This is a genomic window from Bordetella bronchialis (genome assembly GCF_001676705.1).
Classification (GTDB): domain Bacteria; phylum Pseudomonadota; class Gammaproteobacteria; order Burkholderiales; family Burkholderiaceae_B; genus Bordetella_C; species Bordetella_C bronchialis.
In genome coordinates this window covers 3,201,779-3,228,134 of sequence record NZ_CP016170.1, presented here as the reverse complement: position 1 = coordinate 3,228,134, position 26,356 = coordinate 3,201,779, and the positions used below count along the sequence as shown (strand labels likewise).

Below are 26,356 nucleotides of genomic sequence, written 5' to 3'. Positions count from 1 at the left end.
GGCGCGTATGGGATCGGCGCGTACGGGATCGGCGCGTACGGTTGATCGGGCAACCGTACCGTCGCCAGCAGCCGGCTCGCTAACGAACGGGCCCGACGATGCCGGACAGGATATCCGGCGTCGCGACGCCGGTATGCATGAAGACATCGCGACTCATCGGCCGAAGCGCTGTGCAGCCGGGACCACGTAGCAGGCGGACCACGTAGGCGCTTCGTGGCCGCGTTGGGCGGCCCCGAAGTGACGGGCACTCCCGCACTGCGAGATCTTCCATGGGCCACACACGTCTCGGCGGAAACCGATCGGGCCCCGCATGCGCAAACCCCACTTATCCACCAACCGCATGCATGCCGGCATCCGCCGCACGCCGACACCGCGTAAGGTGCTGCTTGGCCGCGCAGGGCGGCCAAGCAGCGCCGGGCACGCCCAGATCTTCCTACGGAAAACGCAGCATCCGACGAAGCGCCAAGCAACCCGCCCGCCGCGGCATCCGTGGTTAAGGCAAACCGGAGTCCGGCGGGGGTGATGCCTGGCGGCGGCGGCCCATTGAGGCCGCGCGAGGGCTTCTGAAGGGAGGTCGGCCGGGCAAAAAAAACGCAAGAACCCCACCGCCCCTTCGGCCGCCGGACGAAGAAGACGAAGCGGGAGTCCAGCGCGAACGCGCTGGACCGGCCGATTGGGCCGCCGCCGCCAGGCATCACCCCCGCCGGACGGCATAAGCAAACCGATCCTGCATCAGCGCCGGACGGCATAAGCAAACCGATTCTGCATCGCCATCGACGGACAGGAGCAAGCCAAGTCGACATCCCCCCGACGAACGCAGAGACTGCCGAGTCGTCCCGCCGACCGACGGCCCCAGCGCGCCGACCTCGCCTTACTTGACGAGGAAACCGGCGCCGACAGGATCATCGCGATCGACCGTCCACCGCGCCGTGCCCAGTATGCTGGCCGTGCCCTTGACTGTCGGCCGCACCGCGCGGGTGCCGTTCAGGTCCACCGTGCCGAGCAGGCAGCCTTCGAAGGTGCCGCTGCCGAGCAGGCCTTCGGAAAGGATAGGCTGGTTCAAACCCATCTTTCCGCGCGCTTCGAACATCGCCATCATCGCGCTGGTGCCCGTGCCGCCAGGCGAGCGGTCCAGCTGGCCCTGGCTGAAGACGTGAACGTTCTTATAGAACGCGCCGGGAATGGTCGCCGGGTGCCAGAACGTGATGTAGTTCAGGTTGTTGATATGCGGCTGCGTCGGATGCTGGATGCGATGCTTGGCATTCAACTGGTCGCGCACGGCGAGTCCCAGACGCGACAGTTCGCTGCCGTTTTCCGGCGAGATCCGCAGCTTGCTTTCCGTCAGGTCGACAATGCCGAAATAGTTGCCGCCCCACACGATGTCGGCCTTGAGCTCGCCATAACCGGGCACGGTCACGGGCAGGTCCTGGGCGGCGACGTACGCGGGGACGTTCTCGAAGCGCGTCCATAGCACTTCGTCCCCTTCGGATTTCACCTCTGCCACCACCAGGCCGGCGGTGGTCTCGAAGCGGATGCGCGTCAGGCCGTCGTCGCTGCGCTTGACCAGCCCCAGGGCAACCATCGCCATGGCGACGGCGATGGTGCCGTGGCCGCACATGTGCGAATACTCGGTGCCGTCGATATAGATCAGGCCGGCGTCGAAATCCGGCGTCGATGGCGGCGTCAGAAACACGCCGAACATATCGCGGTGGCCGCGCGGCTCGCGCATCAGGGCCTTGCGCAGCCAGTCGTAGTTGGCCTCCAGGAAGGCGCGCTTCTCCAGGATGCCGGAGCCGGCGGGGTAGGGGATGCCGCTATGGATGATGCACAGCGGTTCACCTTCGGTATGGGTATAGATGACATCGAACACGTCTTGCTTGCGCATGACTGATACTCCCGGCTTCAAGGAAAGGGATGGGTAAGTGAAAAGGCGAAACGCCGCGGACCCGTCGGTCCGCGTGTATCAGCGGGGTTCGGACAGCATGTCCAGCCCCACGGTCAGGTCCAGGATCACGATCGCCAGGAAGGCCGCGACGATGGTCGCGCCCGAGACGGCGGCGATGGTCGGATCGATGGTGTATTGCACGTAGTTGAAGAGCTTGACCGGAATCGTGTTCAGGTACGCGGTCGTATTGAAAATCGACAGCTCCACATTGATGAACGAGGAGATGAACGCGAAGATTCCCCCCGTCACCAGCCCCGGCCGTATCTGCGGCAGCAGTACCAGGAAAAAGGTCTGCAGCGGCCCGGCGCCCAGATCGGCCGATGCCTCCTCCAGCGCGCGCTGTTCGGGCGTCAGCATCGCCAGCACGCTGCGCATGACGAAAGGCAGCACGATGACGGTATGGCCGACCAGCAGGGCGGTGAAGCTGCGCGTCAGGCCTATCGAGGAACCGAACTGCAGCAGCGCGGCGCCCAGCACCACGTGCGGCAGCACCAGCGGCGACATCAGCAGCGCGGACACCGCGCCCTTGCCGGGGAAGTCGTAGCGGGCCACCGCGAGCGCGGATGGGACCGCCAGCGCGATGGCCACGGCGGTCGCCGCGCTGGCCAGCATGGCGCTGGTAAAGAAGGCCGACAGATAACTGGGGTCGCCCAGGAATTGCCGATACCAGTGCAGCGTCCAGCCCTGTGGCGGGAAGGCCAGATACGACGTCGCGGTGAACGAGGCCCCCAGGATCACCGCCAGCGGCAGAACCATATAGGCCAGCAGGATCCAGGACAACAGGCGTATTCCGATCCGCGCGATCATCGCGAGCTCCTTGCGGGCTGGCCCACACGGCCGGCCAATGCCACCAGCACCAGAGAAAGCACCAGCAGCACCACGCTCAGGGCGCCGCCCTGGTGGACGTTGAACACGCTGCTGTACTGCTGGAAGATCAATACCGAAAGCACGGTGACGCGCCCGCCCGACAGCAGGGCCGGCGTGACGTAGGCGCTCACGGCCAACGTGAAGGCCATGATGGCGCCGGCGGCGACGCCGGGCAGGGTCAGGGGCAGCGTGACGTGCACGAAGGTCTGCCAGGGCGACGCGCCCAGGTCGGAAGAAGCCTGCTCCAGGCCGGGATCGATGCGGGCCAGCGTATTGCCGACGGCCAGCACGACGAAGGGCAGCAGGATGTAGACCATGCCGATCAGGATGCCCAGCTCGGTACCCAGGAAGCGCATGGGACGATCGATCAATCCCACGCCCTGCATGGCGTCGTTGACGATGCCGTTGCGGCCCAGCATGACCATCCAGCCGAAGGAGCGCACGATATTGCTGGTGAACAGGGGCACTACCAGGATGATCACGCAAATGCGCCGCCAGTGGCGCCAGCGCACCAGGCGCACCAGGTACCAGGCCAGCGGATAGCCGAGCAGCAGGCAGACCAGCGTGCTGCCCACGCCGATGCGGAAGGTGGTGGCGATGACGTCCCAATGGTAGGCGTCGGCCAGCACGTTGACGTAGTACGCCAGCGTGAAGCCGCCGCGCGCGGGATCGAAGATGCTGGCCAGCGCGACCACGCACAGGGGCGCCACGAAGAAAGCCGCGAACAGCGCCAGCGGGACGCAAAGCAGGGCGGCGGGCGTGCGCAGCGATCGCGTCATGGTTGCTCCGCGATCAGATGGATGCGCGCGGGATCGAAGCTCCAGGTGCGAATGCCGCCGGCCGCCAGGCCAGGACAGTCGCCGGGCAGGCGCGCTTGCAGCGTCTGGCCGCCGGCATCGCCCAGGATGGCGGTGTGGCTGCCCACGCGGATGACGTCGGTGACGGTCGCTTTGAACCGGACGTGCCCGGCCGGCGCATCGCCGCCATCGGCGATGTGCAGATCCTCCGGCCGCAGGACGGCCGTGCCGCGCGCAGGGACGGCGTGCGTGCCACCGGCGCCCGGTCCGGGGGTATTGCCGCTGGCCGCCGCATCGGCCGCCGCGACGGCGAGCAGCCCGGCCAGCGAGTCGAGCGCGACACCGTGGCCATTGGCGGCGCGGGTGAAGGGCAGCAGATTGGCATCGCCGATGAATTCCGCGACGAACCTCGTCGCCGGGGCGCGGTAGATCTCCGGACCGGTTCCGATCTGCTCGATGCGGCCGGCATTCATCACGACGATACGGTCGGCCATGGTCATGGCTTCCTCCTGGTCGTGCGTGACGAACACGAAGGAAATCCCCAGTTGCTCCTGCAGATGCTTCAACTCCAACTGCATGCGGCGCCGCAATTTCAAATCCAGCGCGGACAGCGGTTCATCCAGCAGCAGCAGCTTCGGCGCATTGACGATAGCGCGCGCCAGCGCCACGCGCTGCTGCTGGCCGCCGGACATCTCGCGCGGGTAGCGGCCATCCATGCCGGCCAGGCCGACCATTTCCAGGGCCTGGCGCGCGCGCTGCGCGGCTTCCGCCTTGCCCGTGCCGCGGCGCCGCGGCCCGTACGACACGTTGTCCAGCACCGTCATGTGCGGGAACAGCGCGTAGTTCTGGAACACGGTGTTCAGCGGGCGCCGGTGCGCGGGCAGGCGGCTGACGTCCCGGCCCTCGATCAGGATGCTGCCCGCGTCCGGCGCCAGGAAGCCGGCGATCGTACGCAGCAGGGTGGTTTTGCCGCAGCCGCTGGGTCCCAGCAGGGCGATGAATTCACCCTGCCGCACCTGCAGATCGATTGCGTCCAGCGCGGCATGGCCGCCGAAGCGTTTGCGTACACCGCGGATGTCCAGCAGGACCGACATCTTGGTTTCCCCGTTCTTATGCAAAGCGTCCGCTCCGATCAGCGCTTGCGGGCGACCTGGCGGTTCCACGCATCGGTGATTTCGGCGCGACGGGCGTTGACTTCATTCCAGTCCAGCAGTTGCAGGTCTTGCACCGAGCCTCGCTCGCCCCACGGCAGCTTGCGCGCGGCTTCCGGCGGCAGCTGCACGCCTTGCACCGAAGGCCCCAGGTACAGGCGCGTCGCCAGGCATTGCGAGGCCTCGGGAGTCAGCGCGGTATCGATGAATTTCTGCGCCGCCGCTTTGCTGGGCGTGCCCTTGACCAGATGCAGCCGGGCGTCGGTCGCCCATACGCCTTCCTGCGGCACGGCGAAGCCTATGGGCAGCTTCTTGTCGATAAGGTCCCAGGCGCCGACGTTGAAGTGCGCGCCGATGACGGCCTCGCCCGACTGGAAGGCATTGGTGGCCGCGCCCGAGCTGTCGAACAGCAGGGCGGTGTCCAGCGCCGCCAGGCGCTTGTAGACGGGGTCAAGGTTGGAAGGATCCACGCCCCACACCTTGGCCATGAACAGGATGAAGGGCACGCCGGACGAATTCGACGGCGAGGGAATCGCCACGGCGCCGGCATATTCCGGCTTCCACAGGTCCTTCCAGGTCTTGGGCGGCGTGCCGATTTCCTTGGTGCTGTAGGTCAGGCCCAGCGAGTAGTAGCCCGTGCCCACCGCGTAGGTCGTGCCGCCGTGGCTGTAGATGGCCTGCGGCAGGACGTGCTTCATATTCGGGATGGCGTTCGGGTCCAGCGTGTCCAGCACGCCGGCGGCCTGCGCCAGTTCGCTGATGCCGCCGTCCATCCAGGCGACGTCGATGGTGGGCGCGTTCTTCTGCTGCTGCAGCTTGGACAATGTGGTGGTGGACGTGCCGATTTCCGGGGTCACGGCGACGCCGGTCGCCTTGGTGTACGGGTCCGCCACGCAGGCCTTGAAGGCGTCGCCCCAATTGCCGCCGTACCACGCGACGGTGATGCGTTCGGCGGCCGCGGCGGGCTGCGTCATGAAGGCGGCGGCGATAGCGCCGGCGAGCAGGGCGTTACGGATCGGTCGTGCCATGGCGATTCCCCTTGCGGATGGTGCCCGGCGCGCGGGCCGGGCTTTCATGTATCGGTGCCCGGAATAGTGCGCCCGTAGGGCAAACCGGGATTGAAATGTCTGGTCAGAAACTTGAATAATTGCGTCATCATGACAGCCGTCTCGCCTGCTCCCTCCGTGGATATCACGCCCTCTCCGGGTAAACCAGAACTCTCGGTCGGTCTGGTGTTGCTCGATCAGTTCACGCTGGCGGCATTTTCCGGTTTCGTGGATGCATTGCGGCTGGCGGGCGACCACGGCGGCAAGAGCCGGCGCATCCATACCACCTGGCGGGTGATGAGCTGGGACGGATTGCCGCGTTCGGCCAGCGCCGGCATGTCGCTGGCGGTGGACGGCGGCCTGGCGGAGGACTTGTCAGGCCTGGACTACGTGGCCATCTGCGGCGGCAATGATTATCCGAACGTCAATCTGCCGCCGGTGCTGCAGCAGTGGATCCGCCGCGTGGCGGATAGCCCGGTGCGCATGCTGGGCATCTGCACCGGCACCTTCGCACTGGCGCAGGCGGGCGTGCTGGGCGCACGCAGCGTCTGCGTGCACTGGAACGTACTGGACGCGTTCCGTGCGCGGTTTCCGGGCGTGCGGGCGGTGGTGGACCGGCTGTTTATCGACGAAGGCGACCTGATCACCTGCGCGGGTTCGACGGCGGCGATCGATCTGGCGCTGTACCTGGTGGAGCGCCATTGCGGCCGCGACAAGGCCCAGCAGGCGGTACGGCACATGATGCTGCAAGGCATGCGGCCGGCGCGGGTGCCGCAGGCGCATTTCTATTCCGATGTGTCGGAGATCGTTGACCTGCGCGTGCGGCAGGCGGCGCATTTCATCGAGCAGCGCATCGACGATCCGCCCTCGCTGGATGCGATCGCGCGCTACGTCGGGATAGGGCGGCGCCAGCTGGAGCGGGCGTTCCAGCAGGCGCTGGGGGTGAGCCCCATGGTGTTCCAGCGCAATTTGCGCTTGCAGTACAGCCGGTGGCTGCTGGAGAACAGCCGGCTGCCGGTGACGCAGGTCGCGCTGGACTGCGGTTTCGCGGATGGGGCGCATTTCTCGCGGGAGTTCCGGGGGCGCTTTGGGATGACGCCCAGGGAGTACAAGCAGCAGGCGGGCAACTAGCGCTCGGACACGTCCTGTGTCGGTGGTAATGCTTATTCGGCTTGCTCGTGCTGTCCGTCGATGGCGATGCAGATTCGGTTGGCCGATTGGGCCGCCGACACTCGGCATCACCCCCGGCGGACGGCATAAGTAAACCGATTCCGCATCTCCGACAGACTGCCTCCAGTACCCCGATTTGCTTCGGGGCCCGAAAGATCACTCCTAGGAAGGCGTAATCCCTGCCGCTTCTACATACCCCTTCCACCGCGCCTTGTCGGCCTTAACGAAGGCATCGATCTCTCCGGGTGTCGCGGGAGGATAGGCAAGAAACCCTTGCTCGGTATAGGTCTTCTGAATCCCCGGCTTATCTATCGTCATCTGGAATTCCCGGTTCAACAGCTGGACGACATCGCCGGGCGTCTTTCGGGGCGCGAACACCGCGTGCCACGTCACGACCTCGTAATCGCTCTTGATCACGCTGGCGATGGTGGGAAGCTTGGGCGCCCACGGCAGCGGTTCGCTGCTGGACACCGCCAGCGCCGCCAGCTTGCCCGCCTTCACCAGCGGGTCCACCACCGACCACGCGTCGATGTGGAAGGTATTGCGGCCGGCCGCCAGGTCCGACATCGCGGTCATGTCCTTGTAGGGGACGTGCAGCACGCCGCTCGCGCCGATTTTGCGCGTGAAAATGGTGCCGGCGATATGGCTCGATGTTCCGATGCCGTAGGAACTGAAGCTGCAATCCTTCTGGTGCGTGCGCAGATAGTCGACGAATTCCTGCGCATTCTTGATCCCCAGGCCGGCGTTCGCGACCAGCACCAGGGGCAGCTTCGCCGTGCGCGACACCGCGGTGAAATCGTTGTCCGGGTCGAAGGGCAGCGTCTTGTACACATAGGGATTGATGCAGAACGGCGTCGCGGTCGAATACAGCAGCGCGCTGCCGTCGGGGCGCGAAACCGCCACCTGACGCGTGCCGATATTGCCGGCCGCGCCGGGCTTGTTCTCCACGATGAACTTGCCGCCAAGGCGCTCGCTCACATCGTTGACCAGCAGGCGGGCGATCACGTCCGTGCTGCCGCCGGACCCGTACGGCACGATCACGGTAACCGGACCGGCGGGATACGCGCCCGGCTGCGCCACCGCGAAGCGGGGCAGGGCGGAGGCTCCGCACAGACCGGCCAGGATTTTCAAGGCACTGCGACGCTGCGTATTCATGGATCACTCCAGTAATTTTTTACACGTCCGATCCCTTATTCGCGGCCGCGGCAACGGGCCGGGCCGCATCGGACGGTGCGAGGCAAGAGCCCGGCCCTTCGTCCGCGTTCGGACGGCGAGCGGGCCGGATGGACAACAGCTTGTCGGTGGGTAGTCTGCCCCTTGCCCGCGGTTCAGCGAGCCCTCCAGTGGTCGTAGGCATCCCGCGCCTGGTACCAGCTGCCGATGGCAAACAGGAACCATGTATTGCCGAAGTAGAAAGGATGACCGGGAATTTCCCCCATGTCGAAGGCGTTGATCGGACCGCGCGATTGCTCGGCGATTTTGCGCCCGAGACTGTGTCCCAGGTAGCTCATCATCGCTACGCCGCTGCCATTGCAGCCCAGCGCGTAGTGCAGGCCCTCCGCGCCACCGATGTGCGGCATGGCATCCAGCGTCATGGCGACATTGCCGCCCCAGCTGTGCGTAATGCGGGTCCCCGCCAGCTGCGGGAAACGCCTGAGCATGGCGCGATGCAGCAGCCGGGCGGTGGTCTCCTCGCTGGCGGGCGTGAAGCGCGCGCGGCCGCCGAACAGCAGGCGGCGTCCATCCGGAGACAGCCGGTAGTGGTTCACGACGCGGCGCGACTCGGAAACGGCGCGGTTGGTCGGCAGGATGCTGGCCGCCAGGTCGGGCGCGAGTTCTTCCGTGGCGATCATGTACGTGGCGATGGGTACGACCTTGCGGCGCAGCTCGCCCATGTCCGGGCCGGTGTAGCCATTCGTGGCGATCACCACCTGCCCGGCGCGCAGGGTGCCCCGGGCCGTGCGCAGCGCGTAGCCGCCCGCAACGCGCTCGATGCCCGCCACGTGGGTATTGCCATGCACGCGCGCGCCGGCACGGCGGGCGGCGGCCAGCATGCCGCCGTAAAGCTGGGCGGGATGCAGGTGGCCGGCGTGTTCGATCAGCGCCGCGCCGTGATAAATATCGGAACCGATCTCGCGGCCCAGGCGCTCGCGCGGGATCATGCGCGCATGGGAATCGGTGCAGGCATTCAGCTGGTCCATCCGCGCCTGCCATGCCTGGTAGTGCTGGGGCAGCCACATGGCGGTAAGCCGTCCGGTCTTCTGCCAGCCGCACTGGATGCCATGCCGCTCGATCAGCGACTCTACATAGCGCATCGAGGCGGCGGCATCGCGCAAGCGGGCGGACAGGCGTGCTTCGCGCTCCGCCGGGCTTTCACCGACGGCGGCGAGCGCCTTCTTCTGCACGTTCACCCCGCCGGTCATCTGCCCGCCGGATCGCGTACTCGCACCCTGGCCGGGCCGGCCCGCTTCCAGCACGACGGCATCGACGCCTGCCTCGCGCAAGGTCAGGGCGCAGCATATGCCTGTATAGCCGCCGCCCACGATGGCCACATCGACCCGGGCGGGCAGAGCATCCTCGCCGGTTTCGGGCGGCTCATACGCTTCCCACCAATAGGGACGCCGCTGGAAGCCGGGCGCGAAGATATCGGTGGAAGCTGCCATCCAGGTTCTCCTGCATCGTATGAAGTGTCATCCGCCCGCGGCGCGTCCGGTGCGTGGCGGCCGCGAGTCATGCGCGCCGGCCGCCGCTCAAGCCGCCTCGCGTCCGGCCGCCGGCGCGCCGGACGCGATCGCGTCCAGCGTGGGCAGGTCGGCATAGCGCTCGCTCAGCTCCCGGTAGATGCGCTCGATATCGGCGGCGCCGCCGTCGACCGGCGGTTCGGTGCCTGCCAGCGCGGCGAACATCCGGTGCTTCACGAAATGGCGCCAACTGACCGGTATCGCGGCCATGATGTGTGTCATGGCCTCGTAGCGCGCGGCGGTCCAGATGCTTTCGAAGCGCGAGCGTCCAGGGCCGTAGTCGAAATGCGCCTGCCCCGCCACGCGCGGCGCCGTGGCGCCCGCCGCGCCGTCGGTCCCGGTGCCCGCGCGGCCTGCCGGGTCGCGCAGCGCGCGCGTGGCGGCCTCGTCCACCGTCATATCGTCGCGTATCGCCACCCCATAGGCCTGGCGGGCGCGCTCCGGCGAGACGAAGCCGCAGCGCACGTCCTCCAGTACTTTATCGACGGGGCGCTGGAAGGGATCGCCATAGCCGCCGCCGGCCGGTCCCTGCAGGCGGATGACATCGCCGGGCGCGCAGTTGACCAGGTCGCTGTTGCGCAATTCCTCGGCCGCGGGCGTGTCGGGATTCTTGATGAAGCGCGAGTTCGCGCCGGCCTTGCCGCCGACCACGCCCCAGGCGGCCAGCTCGGAACGGTTGCGGTTGCGCGCGGTAACCACGCCGTTGGGCGCCAGCAGCTTGAACTCCATGGTCGCGGCATTGCCGCCGCGCAGGCGGCCCGCCCCGCCGGTATCCGGCACCAGGCCGTAGCGGATGATCTCGATGGGCACCTCGGCCTCATTGATTTCCACGGGCGTATTCTTCAGGAAAGCATTGTTCGCGCCGCAGCCTTCCACGCCGTCGTACTCCGGGCCGCCGCCGGCGCCGCCGCCGCAAGGGCCGATGGAGGACAGCACCTGGCGGCCCTCGCGAGTCGCGGTCTTGACGTTCAGCAGCGTGGAGCCGCCGGCGGGGCAGGCGGGCAGCCGGTCCGGCAGCGCGCGGTTGAACACGCCGAAGGTGCAGGCCTGGATCACGGCCGCCATCAGGCTGCGCATGCCCACCGCGGCGGGCGCTTGCGGATTGACGACCGAGCCTTCGGGCAGGACGGCGCGCATGGGGCGCACCGAGCCGGCGTTCAGCACGTTGCGCGGCGCCAGCGTATGCATGACGTAGATCAGCCCGACCGTAATCACGGAGTGGTGGCCGTCGCCCCCGGTGGGCACGTTCAGCGATGAGGCCACCTGCGGATCGCTGCCCGTGAAGTCCATCTCCAGCTCGTCGCCGCGCACGCGCAGCGTGATGTGGATGCGGCAGGGATAACCTGCCACCGAGTCCTCGTCGGCGTACTCGGAGAACGCGTAGTCGCCGTCGGGGATGTCGCGGATCAAGGCGCGCGTCTGCTGCTCCGCGTAGTCCAGGATGGCCTCCGCCCCCTGCATGAACTCGTCGACGCCGAAGCGGTCGATGATCTCGTGCACCTTGCGTTCGCCGACATTCAGCGCGGCGATCTGCGCGTTCAGGTCGCCGCGGTTCTGCTCGGGCATGCGCACGTTGACCTGCATGATGCGCAGCAGCTTGTCGTCGATCACGCCGTCGCGCATCAGCAGCATGGGCGGTATGCGCAGGCCTTCCTGGTGGACCTCCGTCAGGGTGCGCGACAGCGACGCCGGCACCGCGCCGCCCATATCGGTGTTGTGGATGTGGCTGCCCACGAAGCACACCAGGCGCCCGTCGCGGAATACGGGCTTCCACACATGCATGTCCGGCGTGTGCGTGGCCACGTAGCCGCTATAGGGGTCGTTGGTCAGGTAGATGTCGCCTTCGCGATAGTCGTCGAACATCGCGATCACGCGGCCGTAGTCCAGGCCGGTGTACCAGGTCGCGCCGAAGGTCTTGGGCGAGGCGAAGGTCTTGCCCGAAGGCGTCATCAATTGCGCGGAAAAGTCCTCGGTCTCCTTGACGAAAGTGGAATAGGCCGTGCGCATCAGCGTATAGCCCATGGCCTCGGCGGCGGCGGTGCAGTGGTTGGCCAGCACCTGCAGGCGGAAATTGTCCACGGTCACGATGCGGCTCCTTCGGAAGCGATGCGCAGGTTGGCGTATTCGTCGACGCGGCAGGCATGGCCCGCCGGAATGACGGTGGTGCAGTCGTCCTGGGCCACGATGGCGGGACCCGTGAAGTGCTGGCCGGCCGCCAGCGCGGAGCGGCTGTACAGGTCTACCTCGCGGAAACCGCCATCCAGCCATACGCGCACGGCCCGGTCGGGCCGCGGCGCGCCCTCGACCGGTTCGTGGCGCGGGAAGCGCGGCTTGTCGTTGTTGCCGGATATCACCACGCGCAGGCTGACGATCTGTACAGGCGCCCGTTCGTCGGCGTGGCCGTACAGGCGGCGATGCATCTCGTGAAAGGCCCGCGCCACGGCTTGCACATCGCCCGCCGCGACATGGGCCGGGTCCAGCACGGTGTCGATCTCGTACGACTGCCCGCGATAGCGCATCTCTGCCGAGTAGACGTATTCGGCGCCGTCCAGGTGGCCTTGTTCCTGCTCCAGCCATTGCCGCGCGCGCTCGCGCAGCACATCGAATTCGTCGCGCACGGCTTGCAGGTTGGCGGGAGTCAGGTCCGTGTAGACGGTTTTCAGGAAGTCGCTCTTGAGATCGGCGATCAGCCCGCCCAGGGCGCTGAGTGTGCCGGGCGAGGGCGGGACGACGATTTCCTTTACCTTGATTTCGCGGGCCAGGAAGCAGCCCAGCATGGGGCCGGCGCCGCCGAAGGCCAGCACCGCGTAGTCGCGCGGGTCTATCCCGTAGCGCGACACCAGGCCGCTGACTTCGGTGTACATGCCGGACACGGCGATCTGGATGATGGCTTCCGCGGTTTCCTCGATGCCGCGGCCCAGCTGGCTGGCGAGTTCGCCCACCGCCTTGCGCGAGGCCTGGGCATCGACCTCGACGGCCTGGTAGCCCAGGTCGGAATGGCCGACAAGGCCGCAGCAGACGAAGGCGTCCGTAATGGTGGCGCGCGTGCCGCCACGGCGGTAGCAGGCCGGCCCGGGACGCGAACCGGCGCTTTCCGGACCCACTTTCAGTACGCCCAGCGGGTCCACCCAGGCGATCGAGCCGCCGCCTTCGCCCACCGACGATACCGACACCGACGGGATGTAGATCTGGAAATCGCCGATCAGCTCGCCGACGCCATACTGCGGCTTGCCGTCGACGATCACGGCGATGTCGGCGCTGGTGCCGCCGATATCCAGGCTGAGGCAGCGGGGAATGCCAGCGGTGGCCGCCACGTGGCTGGCGCCGATCACCCCGGCCGCCGTGCCGGACAGAATCATTTGCACGCAATCGCGCTTGCCTTGCTCGGCCGTCATCACGCCGCCGTTGGACTTGGTCAGGCGCGGTTCGGGCTGCACGCCGGCGTTCTTCAGCGCGCCCTGCAGGGATCCCAGGTAGTGCGCCACGCGCGGCTGGACATAGCCGCCGATGACCGCGGTAATCGTGCGTTCGTATTCGCGGATGATGGGCCAGGTTTCGCTGGAGCACGATACCGGCAGGTCGGGCGCGAGCGCCTGGACGATCTCCCGGGTGCGCTGCTCATGCGCGGGGTTGCGATAGGCATGCAGCAGGGAAATCACGATGCCTTCGGCGCCGGCATCGCGTGCCGCCCGCAGCGCCTGCTTCACGCTGTTCTCGTCCAGCGGCTTGCGCACGGAGCCGTCGGGCGCCATGCGTTCGGCGATGCCGAACACCATGCTGCGCTTGACCAGCGGCTCGGGACGCCGCGACAGCAGGTGATACATGTCCGGCGTTCTCAGGCGCGCCAGTTCCAGGACGTCGCAGAAGTTTTCCGTGGCGAAGAGCGCCAGCTTCAGGCCCTTGCGCTGGATGACGGTGTTGATGCCCACGGTGGTGCCGTGGGTGAAATAGCGGATCTCGTCGGGGCGGATGCCGTAGCGCTCGCCCAGCATGCGCACGCCCGCGATGACTTCCTCGCCCGGCTGGTCGGGCCGGGAGAAGACCTTGAGGCTTTTGATCTCGCCGCTGTCTTCGTCGAATACGGCGAAGTCCGTGAAAGAGCCGCCGATATCGACGCCCACTCTGTAGCCCATGCTGCCCCCGGTTCGCGTTGCGGAACATGCAACCCGCTTGCGGAGAAGGGCATGGCGGGCTACAATGTTCACTAGATGAACAACCATTTCATGCAGTGGTCAAATGAATGATAATCGCTCGGTCCAGAGGTGTCTAGCCATCCTGCGCGGTTTTCGGGGCGGCCCCGGGCAATCCCTTACCGCGCTGTCGAAAGCGGTGGACCTGCCGCATTCCACCGTGCTGCGGCTGCTGAACACGCTGCAGGGCGAAGGCTATGTGCGCAAGGAAGGGACGCTGTGGTCCCTGACGCCGCAATTGCTGGAAATCGGTTTCGCCGCGCTGGCCAATACCGGGGTCAACGAATTCATCCAGTCGTCATTGCAGGAACTGGCCAACCGTTGCAACGGCACCGTCAATATCGGCGAAAAGGGCCGTGACGAGGTCATCGTCATCGCCCGCGCCAGCTCGGATTCGGAACGTCGCAAAATCGTGGTGGTGAACCTGCGGGTGGGCAGCTCGATGCCCGATACCAGTGCCCTGTATCGGGCGCTGGACATGCCGGAGGACCAATGGGCGATCGCGCGGTACCCCGACCGCAAGGTGACGACCGTGGCGATCCCGCTGTTCACCAGCTCGGCCCGCAGCCTGTCGCTGGGCTTGTCCGTGAACGACGAGGAATACCCCGTGGCGCGGATAGAAACCGAACTGGTCGCTACCCTGCGCACGGAGCGCGAGCAGATCCGCAGGCTGATGCGGTTGGGAGAGGTTTAGAAGCGGCCGCGCAGCCTTAGGTTAACCGTCGGTTGTCCGCGGCCCGCGCCCACGCCGGTCCCGGCCGGATCGCGGGCGGCGGACAATGAATCAAAACAAACCTGCGCTTATTCAACCCATGCGTCGGCGGCGATTCGCTAGCCTGATCCGCGATCAGTGCACGACGCGGGAGACCACGAAGATGAAGACGAAGGCAGGCTTCACGGGTGCGTATCGGGATCCTGTTGCCTTGGGCTATCCATTGGGCAATGGCTATCGGTGGCATATGCCGGGCTCGATGCGATTCAATGCCCCCGACAGCCTCAGTCCCTTCGGGCCTGGCGGCATCAATGCCTATGCCTATTGCGCGGGCGACCCGGTCAATCGCAGCGATCCTGGCGGCCATATGCCTTCGATCGTTAGCGACATCATCGAAGGCCTGCGCAGGTTGCGAAGGCGGCGTGGGGCGGTGCCCGCCGATTCCTTGGCCGCCGTATCGGCCGACGCGGCGGCGACCGCACCGGCTGCGTCTACCAGCCACGAACTTGTACCCGCTTCGTCTGCCGGCAGTGCGTCGGTGCCGGTGACGGCCGTCTCTCCAGCCGTCGCGTCCGGAAAAAAATACGTGCCTATTGTCGAAACCTGGCACCCTCGTTTCAAGGGCAAGGGAAGGATAATGGTGGAAGAGGACAAGATAAAGCTGGGAAGGCCGAAGTTGACATCGCACTACTCGAACACACCGGTAGACGAGGTGTTCCGGGCTGGCGGTATAGAGGCCCGGAATCCGAATTTCCCGGACAACACAATAGTGTTCACGAACAAGCTATACGATCCGCATCCCAACGATCCCTACGTAGCACATTATCTTCCGATACCTATTTTCGAGTCCACCTATGCCGTCGGCGAGGGTTTCCGCTTCGAATATTTCACCATCTCTTCGCCCGATGGCTATGCCTTGTGGAAGTTAGGAATAGAGGGCTGGGGCGATGAGCGCATCGTCCTGGAGCATGGCAAGACGCCGCTCAGTCGCGTTGTCGCGGTTCGGGATAGGCGCGGATCAAGGGTGATCCAGCACAATCCTGAATTCGTGAACGAGTTCGAGCTCTCCCTGCCTGGCCATCTTAAGCGTGCGATCGAGGCTGCGCCTTCCCCATGACACTGAATAGCACCCGCCTACAGCCACGGCATGCTTCGAGCCCGAGGTGCTGCACGTCTTCCGTGCCGTGACTCAAGCGCGATCGGGCGTCGGCGTCAGCGGATAGAAACATGCGACCGCGCGATCTGCGGCGCCGGACCGGTGTTCCAGTTCCGGTATCCGTGCCGAGCAGTCCGGCCGCGCCTGCGCGCAGCGCGGATGGAAGGTACAGCCCGGCGGCAGATCGGTCGGAGAAGGGATTTCCCCGGCGATCTTGCCCAGGGCGATGCGGGCCCGCGGATCCGGCACGGGCGAGGAATCGCGCAGCACGCGGCTATAGGGATGCCGTGGGGCATCCAGCACCTGCCGCGTGGGACCCTGCTCGATGATGCGGCCCAGGTACATGACGCAGACGGTGTCGCAGAAATGGCGGACCACGCCCAGGTCATGCGAGACGAATACGAAGGACAGGCCGCGTTCGCGCTTCAGGCGCTCCAGCAGTTGCAGGATCTGCGCCTGCACGGACACGTCCAGGGCGGATACCGGCTCGTCGGCCACGATCAGCTGCGGATCCAGGACCAGGGCGCGGGCGATGCCGATGCGCTGGCGCTGGCCGCCGGAAAATTCATGCGGGTAGCGGTCCAGGGCGGATAGCGGCAGGCCCACTTCCTGGATGGTCCGGGATACCTTGGCGTCTATCCAGGCGGCGTCCCCCTTGCCATGCACATGCAGCGGTTCGGACAAGGCCTGCCGTACCGTCCGCCGGGGATTCAGCGAAGCATACGGATCCTGGAAGACGATCTGCATGCGCTGGCGCAGGGCGCGCAGCCGCGCGCCGTTTGCCGCACCCACATCCTGCCCGTCGAAGACGATGCTGCCGGCGTCGTGCTCGATCAGGCGCAGGAGCATGCGCGCCACGGTGGATTTGCCGCAGCCGGATTCCCCCACCAGGCCCAGCGACTGGCCGCGCCGCACGTCGAAAGACACGCCGTTGACGGCATGGACCGTCTGGCGGCGGCCGCCGAGCAATCCGCCGCCGCTGTGGAAATGCTTGACCAGTCCGCGCACCCGCAGGAGCGGGGCGGCGTCCGCTGCCGAAGCCCCGCCGGGCGCGGAGGAGTCCACATCGTTCGCCACGGGTTGCTTGCCTTTGCTCATGACTGTCCTTCCGATGGCGCACGCACCAGGCAGCGCACCTGGTGCGATCCCTGCACGGTGGCAAGGAGGGGGCGCGTGGTTTCGCAGCGGGACTGCTTCAGGGGACAACGGGGCGCATAGGCGCAGCCTTGCGGGATGGCGGTGATGGCCGGCACGCCGCCCGGAATGGGATCCAGGGCGTCGGCGTCGGCATCCACGCGGGGCATGGCGCGCAGCAGGGCCTCCGTGTACGGATGCGTGGGGCGCGCGAACAGCGCATCCACGTCGGCGGTCTCGACGACCTCGCCGGCGTACATGACGGCCACGCGGTCGGCGATCTGCGCCACCACGCCCAGGTTGTGGGTGATGAACACCACCGCCATGCCGCGGGCGGCTTTCAGGTCGGCCAGCAGGCTCAGGATCTGCGCCTGGATGGTCACGTCCAGCGCCGTGGTGGGTTCGTCGGCCAGCAGGACGCGGGGCTTGCAGGCCAGCGCCATGGCGATCATCACCCGCTGGCGCATGCCGCCGGAGAACTGGTGCGGGTAGTCGTCGTAGCGGCTGGCCGCCGCCGGGATCTTGACTTCTTCCAGTGCCTGCAGCGCCAGTCCGCGCGCCGCGCGCCAGGAAATGCGCCGATGCTGGCGGATGGCTTCCGCGATCTGGTCGCCCACCGTCATCGTCGGGTTCAGCGAGGTCATCGGCTCCTGGAAGATCATGGCGATGGCATCGCCGCGCAGGCGCGCCATCTCCTTTTCCGGCAGGGCGGCCAGGTCCTTGCCTTCCAGCAGTACCTGGCCGCCGCCGTGGCGCGCACCGGCCGCGGGCAGCAGGCGCAGGATGGACAGCGCGGTCACGCTCTTGCCGCTGCCCGATTCGCCCACCACGGCCAGCGTTTCGTTGCGCTTGACCGAAAGCGAGACGTCGCGGACGGCGGCGTGCCAGGCGCCGCCGATGCGGAATTCCGTGCGCAGGCCGCGCAGCTCCAGTACGGCATCCTGTGTCGTCATGAGTGCTCCGAGCGCAGCTTGGGATCGATGGCGTCGCGCAGCGCGTCGCCCAGGAGGTTCAAGGCCAGCACGGTCAGCAGGATCGCCACGCTGGGAAACACGGTCAGCCACCAGGCGTCCAGGATGTTCTCGAAGCCCTCGCGTATCATGCCGCCCCAGGTCGCGGCCGGCGGCGGCACGCCCAGCCCGATAAAACTCAGCGAGGCCTCCGTGCGGATGGCCGACGCCATCCACAGCGAGCCCAGCACCACCACGTCGGAAATCATGTTCGGCAGGATGTGCACGCCCATCAGGCGCAGCGGCCCGTAGCCCAGGGCACGGCCGGCCTCGACGAAGTCGCGTTGTTTCAAGGCGATGGTGGGCGCCCGCGCCACGCGCACGAAGGGCGCGATTTCCGTGATCGCGATGGCGATGATCAGATTTTCCAGGCTGGCGCCCAGCATGGCGGCCACCATCAGTCCCAGCAGCAGGGTCGGGAAGGACAACAGCACGTCCACCAGTCCCATGATGAACTGGTCCACCAGGCCGCCGACATAGCCGGCCAGGATGCCCAGCGAGGCGCCGATGCACATGGCGATCAGGATGGCGACGAAGCCCACCAGCAGGGAAACGCGGGCGCCATAGATCAGGCGCGACAGCACGTCGCGGCCATAGCTGTCGGTGCCCAGCCAGAATTCCGCCGACGGCGGCTCCAGGCGGTAGGCGATGTTCTGCTGCAGCGGGTCGTGGGGCGCCAGCCAGGGGGCCAGCAGCGCGACCAGGGCGATCAGCAGCAGCAGGCCGATGCCCACCCAGGACAGGCGGTTGCGGCGCAGCGCCAGCCACAATGCGTGGGGACGGGCGGCGGCGGGAGCGGGGGCGGTGACGGCGCTCATTTGTATTTGACCCGGGGATCGACCAGCCCGTACACCAGGTCGGTCAGCAGGTTGACAAGGATCACGCAGGCGGCGAAGACCACCATCAGGCCTTGCAGCAAGGTGTAGTCGCGTGTGTTCAGGGCACCCAGGATCAGCTTGCCCAGGCCTGGCCGGTTGAAGACGATCTCCGTCAGCACGGAATTGCCGATCAGGGTGCCGAAATACAGGCCCACGACCGTGACGATGGGAATCAGCGCGTTGCGCAGGCCGTGGCGCAGGATCAGGCGCAGCGGCCGCACCCCCTTGGCGCGCGCGGTGCGCACATAGTCCTCGCCCATAACGCCCAGCATCGAAGAGCGCGTGACGCGCATGACGTAGGCGGTCATGATCAGGCCCAGGTTGAAAGCGGGCAGGACCAGCGCGCGCAGCTGCGCGCTCCAGTCGCCCGCTACGGTGCTGCCGATCACCGGGAACCATTGCAGTTCGATGGCGAAGGCCAGCAGCATCAGGATGGCCGACACGAAGGCCGGAAAGGACAGGCCCGTCAGCGACAGCACGCGGCCCAGGTAGTCCGGCCAGGAATTACGGCGCAAGGCCGCCCAGATGCCCAGCGGCAAGCCGAACAGGACGCCGATCAGGATGGCCGCCGCGGTCAGCTGCAGCGTCCACGGCAGGACCAGGGCGACCTCCTGCAGGACCGTGCGGCCGGAGGCCATCGATACGCCGAAGTTGCCCGACAGCATGTCGCGCAGGAAATGCAGGTATTGCATCTGGAGCGGCTGGTCCAGGCCCAGCCGCTCGCGCAACGCCGCCAGCGCGGCGGCGCTGGCCTGGTCGCCCAGCATGACGGCGGCCGGATCGCCCGGTACCAGGCGGACCAGCACGAACACCGCGGTCAGCATCGCCAGCAGGGTGGGGATGGCCAGCAGCAGGCGTTTGACGGCGTAGCGCGTCATGATTCGGCCTTTTGGACGGTGCGCTGGGCGTTTTCCCGCGCGGGTTGGGGAACGGCAGCCGGCGCGGGGGCGCCGGCGCCCCTTACCCAGGGCGTACCGGCGTCCTTGGGCATATCGGGCATCAGGCGGCGCGCGTCCAGGTTCTGGATCGCGCGCGCGGTCTGCCCGCGCAGCACCAGGTCGGCCATGGCCGCGCCCACGACCGGCACCAGCTCGAAGCCGTGGCCGGAAAAGCCGAAGGCGTGGAATACGCCCGGCGCGTTTGGCGAAGGACAGACGACCGGCAGCAGGTCGTCGGTCTTGGCTTCCAGGCCGGCCCAGACGCGCACGATGCGGATGTCGCGCACGGCCGGGAACAGGTCGGTGGAGGCGCGCGCGCCCTTGGCCAGCACGCGCATGCGCGCCGTGGAGGTCTCCTTGTCCAGGTCCGGTATGCCTTGCAGGCCGCCGCCGATCACCAGCGTGCCCTGGTCGGATTGCTTGAAGGACAGGGATCGGCCCATGATGGACACGACGGGCTTGATGAAGGGACGCAGGCGTTCGCTGACCATCATCATGGACGACTTGGTGGCCAGGGGGATGACGTCGCCCACCATGGCGGCGATGCGGGCGGACCAGGCGCCGGCCGCGTTGACCACGGCGGGCGCGGTCCACTCGCGGCCGCCTTCGCCCACCACGCGCCAATCGGCGCCACGCCGTTCCAGGGCGACGATGCCGCAGTGTTCCACCAGCGCTGCGCCGGCTTCCAGGGCGCTGCGGCGGAAGGCGCGCAGCGCGCGATGCGGGTCCGCCGCGCCGTCGCGCCGCGCGATGGATGCGCCCACGCAATGCGGGCTCAATTCGGGCAGCAGGCGGCGCAACGCATCGGGACCGATGATTTCCTCGTGGGTGTAGCCCGCCGCGCGCAAGCCGTCCACGCGCGTTTGCAGGCGCGCCAGGGCGGCGGGATTTTCCGCCACGCAGACTTGTCCGTTGGCATGGAAACCGCAGTCGTCGCCGACCAGGCCCGCCATGCCGTGCCACATGTCCATGGCTTCCAGCGACAGGTCCAGTTCGCGCAGGTCGCGGTTGAGCGTGCGTACGCCGGCCGCGGTGGCGCCCGAGGCGTGCCGGCCCACCCAGTGCTTTTCGACCACGACCACGCGGGCCCCGCCGCGCGCCAGGTGCAGGGCCGCCGACAGGCCGTGCAGGCCGCCGCCGATGACGACGGCATCGTAGGGGCGATGGCTCATTGCGCGTCCTCGGCGATGTCCAGGCTGGCCAGTTCGCCCAGCGTCAGCGGCTTCAGCGGCGGCCGGATGCGGTAGAACCCCACTTCCGCGACGGACCGGTGCTGTTTCTCCGCCAGGATGTGCGCGATGGTGTAGCCGCATTGCCGTCCCTGGCAGGGGCCCATGCCGGCGCGCGTGAAGGACTTTATCTGGTTGGGGCCCGGCTGGCCCAGGTCGGCGGCCTTGCGGATATCGCCGGCCGTCAGTTCCTCGCAGCGGCAGACGATGGTGTCGTCCGAGGGCGAAAAGACGCCGGGACGCGGGGGATACATGGCATCCAGCATCGGCCGCAGCCTGAGCATATCGTCCAGCGCGCGGCGCAGCGGCCCGGCCGCCGCGGCGGCCGAGCCCTGGTCCAGTTTGCCGGCGCGCAGCGCCATGCCCAGGGCCGCGATCTCGCCACGCGCGGTGGCCGCCGTCGCGCCGCCGATGCCGGCGCCGTCGCCGGCGATGTAGACGCCCGGGCGGTTGGTCTGCCCCCACGCATCCAGGACCGGCGCCAGGCAGGCCTGCCGCGGGTTCCACGCGAGCTCGCACTCCAGGGCGCGGGCCATGTGGATGGAGGGCACGACGCCTTCGTGCGCCAGCAGTACCTGGGCGTCCGCGCGTTCGGTAAGGCCGTCCCGGGTAGTGAATTCGATTTGCCGCAGCCGGTCCTCGCCCAGCGCGCGGAAGCCGCGCACGTTGCGGATGCGTCGCACGCCGGCGCGGCGCAGCTCGCGCAGCCAGCCCAGCCCCTTGCCGACTTCGCCGGCGCGGCGCAACGCGTCGCCCAGATAGGGCAGGGCACGGCGCCAGCCACCCGCCGGCGAGGTGTCCAGCCAGCCGGCGACGCGGCCGCCGGCACGCAGCAGCTGCGCCATGTACAGCAGCACCAGCGGCCCGCTGCCGGCCACCCACACCGGCCGCGCCGGCACCTGGCGGGAGGTCTTCAACAGTATCTGGGCGGCGCCCACGGTCAGCACGCCCGGCAGCGTCCAGCCCGGGAAGGGATTGGGACGCTCCTGGGCACCGGTGGCCAGCAGCACCTGGGCGGCGCGCACCACTTCCGCGCGGCCGGCGCGCGTCATGTACACGTGCCAATCCGGCTCGATCTGCCAGACCTGGGTGCCCGGTTCGTACACCGCGCCGCAGCGGCGGAAGGACTCGGCCAGGGTCGCGCCGGCGCGGTATTCGTCGCCCAGTACCTCGCCCACCGGTGTCGCGGCAACGGTTTCCACGGCGCGCCAGATCTGCCCGCCGGGGGCCGGCTGCTCGTCCACCACCAGCACGTTCAGGCCATGGGCGCGCAGGCGGATGGCCGCGCTCATGCCGGCCGGGCCCGCGCCCACGATGACTACATCGAATTCGCGCATCATGGCAGTACGCTCCGCTTGCCGAACTGGCGCTGTACGCGCATGCCTTCCTGCACGGTGACCAGGCAGGTCTGCGTGGAGGCCACGCCGTCGACGATGGCCAGGCAGTCGAAGCACACGCCCATCATGCAATACGGCGCGCGCGGGCTTTCCTGGACGGGCGTGGTGCGCGTGGCCGCGGTCTCCTGCCGCAGCAATACGGCGGCCACGGTTTCCCCGGCCTCCGCGGCGACGGCCGTGCCGTCGATGTATACCGTCAGCGCCTGCGCGACGGGTTCATGCAGCTTGCGAAACATCGAAGCGCTCATGGTGGAATGCATCCAGAGTGGCCGGCAGCGCGCCGCCATCCAGGGCACGGGCCAGCGGCCCGGCATGGAAGGAAGCCAGCGTGACGCCGGAATGACATAGCGCGGTCCACGCGCCGGAGTACTGGGCCGATCCGGCATACACCGGCCGGCCGTCGGGAGTCATGATGCGCAGGCAGGACCAGTGGCGCACCAGGCGCGCGGCGGCCAGGTCCGGCAGCACGCGCAGCGCCTTGCGGCTCATGCGCGCGGCCGCCTCGGTCGTGGTGTTCAGGTCGTAGCCTACTTCTTCCTGGGTCACGCCTATCATCACCGTGCCTTCGCCGGTCTGGCGCACGCCGCTGGCGGGCAGCGGCAGCAGGGGAGCCAAGCGCTCCGTGACCAGCAACTGGCCGCGCTGCGGGCGCAGCGGCACGTCCAGGCCCACCATGCCGCCCAGCGCCCGCGATCCCAGCCCCGCGGCGATGACGACATTGGCCGACGCGTAGCGTTCGCCGCCCGCGCGCACCTGGAAGCCGCCGCCGGCTTGCGGTTCGATGGCGTCCACGGGCCGCCCGCCAAGGAGCACGCCGCCGCGGCGCAGCGTGGCCATCTGCAGCGCTGCCAGCAGGCGCAGGGGATTCAGGTGGGCGTCCACGGCGCAGAAGCTGGCGCCGGCCACGGCACTGCCCAGTCGCAGACCGGGAAAGCGGCGCGCCAGGGCGCCGGCGTCCAGCATCTCGATGCTATCCGGCAGTTCCGGCGTGTTGGCGTCCCACTTGCGCATTTGCGCGGCACGGTCCTCGAACTCCTTCGCGCCCAGGCAGAAGTGCAGGCCGCCGCGGTTTTCGTATTGCAGGCCGATGCCCGTTTCGCGTTCCAGGTCGCGCGCGAAATCCGGCCACAGCCGTGCCGCTTCATGCGAGAGCCGCTGGTAGGCCACATTGCCGTAGCCCTTGCCCTGGACCCATACCAGGCCGAAATTGGCCTTGGCGGCGCGGTAGTCGGTATCGGCGCCATCCAGCAGCAGGACGCGCCGTCCCTGGCCGGCCAGGCCCATGGCGATGGCCGAACCCACCATGCCGGCACCGGCGACGATGAAATCGTAGTCGCGCTTCATGAACGCGCTCCCGGCGCGGTTAAGCTATAACGCTTGGCGAGAAAAAGGCCTGGCGATTTCCGCCGGGTTATAGGGGTACAGGAATGGCGCGAACGCTCAATCTGCGGCAGGTGGAAGCCTTCAAGGCGGTGATCGAGCATGGCACGGTCAGCCAGGCGGCGACGGTGCTGGGGGTTTCGCAACCGGCGGTCAGCAAACTGCTGGCGCACCTGGAAGCGGAAACCGGCCTGCATTTGTTCGACCGCGTACGCGGCAAGCTGGCCGCCACGCTCCACGGTATGCGGCTGTACGAGGAGATCGACCGCATCTTCACCGGGCTGCGGCAGGTGGAGCAGGCCGTCGATTCCATCCGCCGCGACGAGCAGCGCACGCTGTTCGTGGGCGTCCTGCCGGCGCTGTCGGGATCCTTCATCCGCCGCGTGACCATGAACTTCCTGCGCCACCACCCCGACGTGCGCGTCAACATCCAGACCCGCGGCTCGCAGTTCCTGGCGGATTGGCTGGCGACGCGGCAGATCGACGTGGCGCTGGTGGGCAGCCGCGTCGACAATCCCTATATCGACCGCGAGCCCATGTTCCAGCACGCGCTGATGTGCGCATTGCCGGTCAATCATGAGCTGACGCGCAAGCGCGTGATCCGGGCGCGCGACCTGTCCGGACTGCCCTTCATTGCTTTCGGGGCGGACAGCCAGACGCACCAGCTGGCGCAGGCCGCCTTCGACCAGGCGGGCGCCGAGCTGAACGTCGTGCTGGATACCAATACGGCGCCGACTGCCTGCGAATTCGTGGCGGCGGGCCTGGGCGTGTCCTTGATTCATCCGCTGTTTGCCGATGGGTTGCAGAATCGACTGGTATTGCGGCGCTTCGAGCCCGAAATGCAATTCCACTTCCAGCTGTGCCGCATGCATGCGTCGCGCAATGCGGGGCTGGTGGAAACCTTCGTCGAGGAAGCGCGCATCGTGGCGGCGCAGGTGCCGCGCGATCTGCGCAAGGCCTAGGCGGACCGGACGTCCGCCTGGGGCCCGGCGCCGGCGCGGCCTAGCGCTTGACCGTGGTGGCCTCCGTGACCGGGGGCTGCAGGTTCAGCGCCCCCTTCAGCGTGTAGCCGTAGTCGACACCGTCGCCATGGGCCCAGACCTGCTTCAGGCCGAACAGCGGGATGGCGCAGACGTCGTCATGGATTTTGACCTGCGCGTCCTTCCACAGCGCCAGCTGCTTCTTGGGATCGGGCTCCTGGCGCGCCGCGCGGATATCGGCATCGGCCACCGCGCAGTGCGAGAAGTTCGACTGGGCGGCCGGCGCGCCGATGGCCGCCGCCGAATCGTAGAACTCGCCCAGGTAGGCATCGGCGTTCGGGAAGCGCGCCGCGCCATAGAAAACCAGGGCGCTCTGGTCCTTGCGGCTCTTGGCCTGGTAGGTGGCGTGGTCAACGACCTCCATGTCCAGCTTGATGCCGGCCTTGGCGAGCTGGGCCTGGACGATTTCCATGATGGGCTGCTGCGCCGAGATATTCGACACCACCGACTTGATCTCGATTCCGTTGGGGTAGCCTGCCTCGGCCAGCAGCTTCTTGGCCCGGGCCACGTCATGGGTGTAGGCGCCCGCGCTGCAGTCCTCGCCCAGGTAGCCGTTGGGCACCACCGAACAGCCCTTGTCCGCCACGTCCTTGCCGGCATAGCGGACGATCTCGTCGACGTTGACGGCGGCGGCGATGGCCTGGCGTACCTTCAGGTCGTCCAGCGGCTTGATGGTGCGGTTGATGTGCAGCGTGCGGAATTCCGCGGGATCGAAGATGTCGACCTTCATGCCGCGCTTTTGCGAGCGCTCCACCCAGCGCTGCTCGCGCTTGCCCTGCATGATGTCGATTTCGCCGGACGTGAAGGCGAGCTCGCGCGCGCTGTCGGAGGGAATCATGCGGTACACGATGGCGCCGATCCTGGGCTTGCCGCGGAAGTAGGCATCGTTGGCGACCAGCTTGACGTACTGCTGCGTCACATGCTCGGAGAAGGCGAAGGGCCCGGTGCCGATCGGCCCCGCGCCGAACTTGTCGCCCAGTTTTTCGGCGGCTTTCTTGCTGACGATATTGCCGCCGTGGTAGTTCGAGACGCGGCCCAGGAAGGCGGCGTCCGGATACTTCAGCGTGATGCGCACCGTGTAGTCGTCCACGGCTTCCACCTTGTCCAGCACGTCGAAGCTGGACGCGAAGCTGGATCGCTTGGGGTCGGCCGCGCGTTGCAGCGAGTAGACGACATCCTCGGCCTTGAGTTCGCCGTAGCCGCCGTGGAACTGCACGCCCTTGCGCAGGTGGAAGGTCCAGGTCTTGCTGTCGGGCGAGGCTTCCCAGCTGGTGGCCAGGTCGGGTTCCAGCGCCTTCGGGTCGGCGCTGCCGGGCGGGAACTGCACCAGGGCGTCGAACATCTCCGAGACCACGCCCTTGTCCACCGTGGAGGTGGCGCGATGCGGATCCAGCGTGGCGTTGTCGGCGGCGCCGGAGCTGATGCGCAGCTCCGGACGGTCCGCCGCGCGCGCCGGCGGGTTGGCGGTGGCGCCCAGCGCGAACAGGGCGAGGGCAAGGACGGACAGTGCAGGACGTTTCATGATTCCCCTTGGAGGCCGCATGCGGAGTCGCGATGCCACGCAAGGTAGTCCCG

The 26,356-nt window shown here is 67.7% G+C and carries 22 protein-coding genes; 4 read left to right on the top strand and 18 right to left on the bottom strand.

Annotation, left to right across the window (positions count from 1 at the left end):
• Nucleotides 1-871: 871 nt before the first annotated feature.
• From BAU06_RS14295 to BAU06_RS14275, 5 genes are all read right to left on the bottom strand, one after another.
• Nucleotides 872-1,885: a proline racemase family protein gene (locus BAU06_RS14295; RefSeq protein WP_066350291.1), complete on the bottom strand. Its 1,014-nt coding sequence runs from the start codon at nucleotides 1,883-1,885 to the stop codon at nucleotides 872-874.
• Between the two features lie 78 nt (nucleotides 1,886-1,963).
• On the bottom strand, nucleotides 1,964-2,752 hold the full coding sequence (locus tag BAU06_RS14290; RefSeq protein ID WP_066350287.1) for an ABC transporter permease: 789 nt from the start codon (nucleotides 2,750-2,752) through the stop codon (nucleotides 1,964-1,966).
• A complete protein-coding gene (locus tag BAU06_RS14285) occupies nucleotides 2,749-3,591 on the bottom strand; it encodes an ABC transporter permease (RefSeq protein WP_066350283.1) in 843 nt (280 codons plus the stop codon). The genes BAU06_RS14290 and BAU06_RS14285 overlap by 4 nt, the downstream gene beginning before the upstream one ends.
• A complete protein-coding gene (locus BAU06_RS14280) occupies nucleotides 3,588-4,703 on the bottom strand; it encodes an ABC transporter ATP-binding protein (RefSeq protein ID WP_066359069.1) in 1,116 nt (371 codons plus the stop codon). Before BAU06_RS14280 ends, BAU06_RS14285 begins: the two co-directional genes overlap by 4 nt.
• A 38-nt stretch (nucleotides 4,704-4,741) precedes the next feature.
• Entirely contained in the window at nucleotides 4,742-5,788 is a 1,047-nt protein-coding gene (locus BAU06_RS14275; protein ID WP_066350278.1) for an ABC transporter substrate-binding protein, read from the bottom strand.
• A gap of 129 nt (nucleotides 5,789-5,917) precedes the next feature.
• Here BAU06_RS14275 and BAU06_RS14270 point away from each other — a divergent pair, with 129 nt between their 5' ends.
• Complete coding sequence (locus BAU06_RS14270; protein ID WP_066350276.1) at nucleotides 5,918-6,937, top strand: GlxA family transcriptional regulator; 1,020 nt, start codon at nucleotides 5,918-5,920, stop codon at nucleotides 6,935-6,937.
• Between the two features lie 201 nt (nucleotides 6,938-7,138).
• Here BAU06_RS14270 and BAU06_RS14265 read toward each other — a convergent pair whose 3' ends face one another.
• The 4 genes from BAU06_RS14265 to BAU06_RS14250 all read right to left on the bottom strand — a co-directional run bounded on the left by BAU06_RS14265 (nucleotide 7,139) and on the right by BAU06_RS14250 (nucleotide 13,850).
• On the bottom strand, nucleotides 7,139-8,131 hold the full coding sequence (locus tag BAU06_RS14265) for a Bug family tripartite tricarboxylate transporter substrate binding protein (RefSeq protein ID WP_066350273.1): 993 nt from the start codon (nucleotides 8,129-8,131) through the stop codon (nucleotides 7,139-7,141).
• 173 nt (nucleotides 8,132-8,304) lie between these two features.
• Entirely contained in the window at nucleotides 8,305-9,639 is a 1,335-nt protein-coding gene (locus BAU06_RS14260) for an NAD(P)/FAD-dependent oxidoreductase (protein ID WP_066350267.1), read from the bottom strand.
• 87 nt (nucleotides 9,640-9,726) lie between these two features.
• Nucleotides 9,727-11,802: a hydantoinase B/oxoprolinase family protein gene (locus tag BAU06_RS14255; protein ID WP_066350263.1), complete on the bottom strand. Its 2,076-nt coding sequence runs from the start codon at nucleotides 11,800-11,802 to the stop codon at nucleotides 9,727-9,729.
• Nucleotides 11,799-13,850 (bottom strand): hydantoinase/oxoprolinase family protein, encoded by a 2,052-nt coding sequence (locus tag BAU06_RS14250; protein ID WP_066350261.1) that lies wholly within the window; start codon nucleotides 13,848-13,850, stop codon nucleotides 11,799-11,801. Before BAU06_RS14250 ends, BAU06_RS14255 begins: the two co-directional genes overlap by 4 nt.
• Nucleotides 13,851-13,953: 103 nt before the next feature.
• On the opposite strand from BAU06_RS14250, the gene BAU06_RS14245 reads away from it, so the two are divergent.
• Together BAU06_RS14245 and BAU06_RS26220 are read left to right on the top strand one after the other, a co-directional pair.
• Nucleotides 13,954-14,601, top strand: a complete 648-nt coding sequence (locus BAU06_RS14245; RefSeq protein WP_066350259.1) for an IclR family transcriptional regulator — start codon at nucleotides 13,954-13,956, stop codon at nucleotides 14,599-14,601.
• A 181-nt stretch (nucleotides 14,602-14,782) separates the two neighbouring features.
• A complete protein-coding gene (locus BAU06_RS26220; protein ID WP_197509299.1) occupies nucleotides 14,783-15,736 on the top strand; it encodes an RHS repeat-associated core domain-containing protein in 954 nt (317 codons plus the stop codon).
• Nucleotides 15,737-15,808: 72 nt separating this feature from the next.
• On the opposite strand, the gene BAU06_RS14235 is transcribed toward BAU06_RS26220, so the two are convergent.
• The 8 genes from BAU06_RS14235 to BAU06_RS14200 are packed head-to-tail and all read right to left on the bottom strand — an operon-like array spanning nucleotide 15,809 to nucleotide 23,705.
• Nucleotides 15,809-16,873, bottom strand: a complete 1,065-nt coding sequence (locus tag BAU06_RS14235; RefSeq protein WP_082993687.1) for an ABC transporter ATP-binding protein — start codon at nucleotides 16,871-16,873, stop codon at nucleotides 15,809-15,811.
• On the bottom strand, nucleotides 16,870-17,862 hold the full coding sequence (locus BAU06_RS14230; RefSeq protein ID WP_066350249.1) for an ABC transporter ATP-binding protein: 993 nt from the start codon (nucleotides 17,860-17,862) through the stop codon (nucleotides 16,870-16,872). The genes BAU06_RS14235 and BAU06_RS14230 overlap by 4 nt, the downstream gene beginning before the upstream one ends.
• Nucleotides 17,859-18,737 (bottom strand): ABC transporter permease, encoded by an 879-nt coding sequence (locus tag BAU06_RS14225; RefSeq protein ID WP_066350248.1) that lies wholly within the window; start codon nucleotides 18,735-18,737, stop codon nucleotides 17,859-17,861. Before BAU06_RS14225 ends, BAU06_RS14230 begins: the two co-directional genes overlap by 4 nt.
• On the bottom strand, nucleotides 18,734-19,675 hold the full coding sequence (locus tag BAU06_RS14220) for an ABC transporter permease (RefSeq protein ID WP_066350247.1): 942 nt from the start codon (nucleotides 19,673-19,675) through the stop codon (nucleotides 18,734-18,736). Before BAU06_RS14220 ends, BAU06_RS14225 begins: the two co-directional genes overlap by 4 nt.
• Nucleotides 19,672-20,907 carry an NAD(P)/FAD-dependent oxidoreductase gene (locus tag BAU06_RS14215; RefSeq protein WP_082988224.1) on the bottom strand — a complete coding sequence of 412 codons (1,236 nt, stop codon included), beginning with the start codon at nucleotides 20,905-20,907 and terminating at the stop codon, nucleotides 19,672-19,674. Before BAU06_RS14215 ends, BAU06_RS14220 begins: the two co-directional genes overlap by 4 nt.
• Nucleotides 20,904-22,304 (bottom strand): NAD(P)/FAD-dependent oxidoreductase, encoded by a 1,401-nt coding sequence (locus BAU06_RS14210; protein ID WP_066350237.1) that lies wholly within the window; start codon nucleotides 22,302-22,304, stop codon nucleotides 20,904-20,906. Before BAU06_RS14210 ends, BAU06_RS14215 begins: the two co-directional genes overlap by 4 nt.
• The gene (locus BAU06_RS14205) at nucleotides 22,301-22,597 is read right to left on the bottom strand and encodes a (2Fe-2S)-binding protein (protein ID WP_066350231.1); all 297 of its coding nucleotides are present in this window, start codon (nucleotides 22,595-22,597) and stop codon (nucleotides 22,301-22,303) included. The genes BAU06_RS14210 and BAU06_RS14205 overlap by 4 nt, the downstream gene beginning before the upstream one ends.
• On the bottom strand, nucleotides 22,578-23,705 hold the full coding sequence (locus BAU06_RS14200) for an NAD(P)/FAD-dependent oxidoreductase (protein ID WP_066350228.1): 1,128 nt from the start codon (nucleotides 23,703-23,705) through the stop codon (nucleotides 22,578-22,580). Before BAU06_RS14200 ends, BAU06_RS14205 begins: the two co-directional genes overlap by 20 nt.
• An 83-nt stretch (nucleotides 23,706-23,788) precedes the next feature.
• Here BAU06_RS14200 and BAU06_RS14195 point away from each other — a divergent pair, with 83 nt between their 5' ends.
• Nucleotides 23,789-24,703, top strand: coding sequence for a LysR substrate-binding domain-containing protein (locus BAU06_RS14195; protein WP_066350219.1), 915 nt, complete (start codon nucleotides 23,789-23,791; stop codon nucleotides 24,701-24,703).
• Between the two features lie 40 nt (nucleotides 24,704-24,743).
• Here BAU06_RS14195 and BAU06_RS14190 read toward each other — a convergent pair whose 3' ends face one another.
• On the bottom strand, nucleotides 24,744-26,303 hold the full coding sequence (locus BAU06_RS14190; RefSeq protein WP_066350216.1) for an ABC transporter substrate-binding protein: 1,560 nt from the start codon (nucleotides 26,301-26,303) through the stop codon (nucleotides 24,744-24,746).
• Between the last annotated feature and the right edge of the window lie 53 nt (nucleotides 26,304-26,356).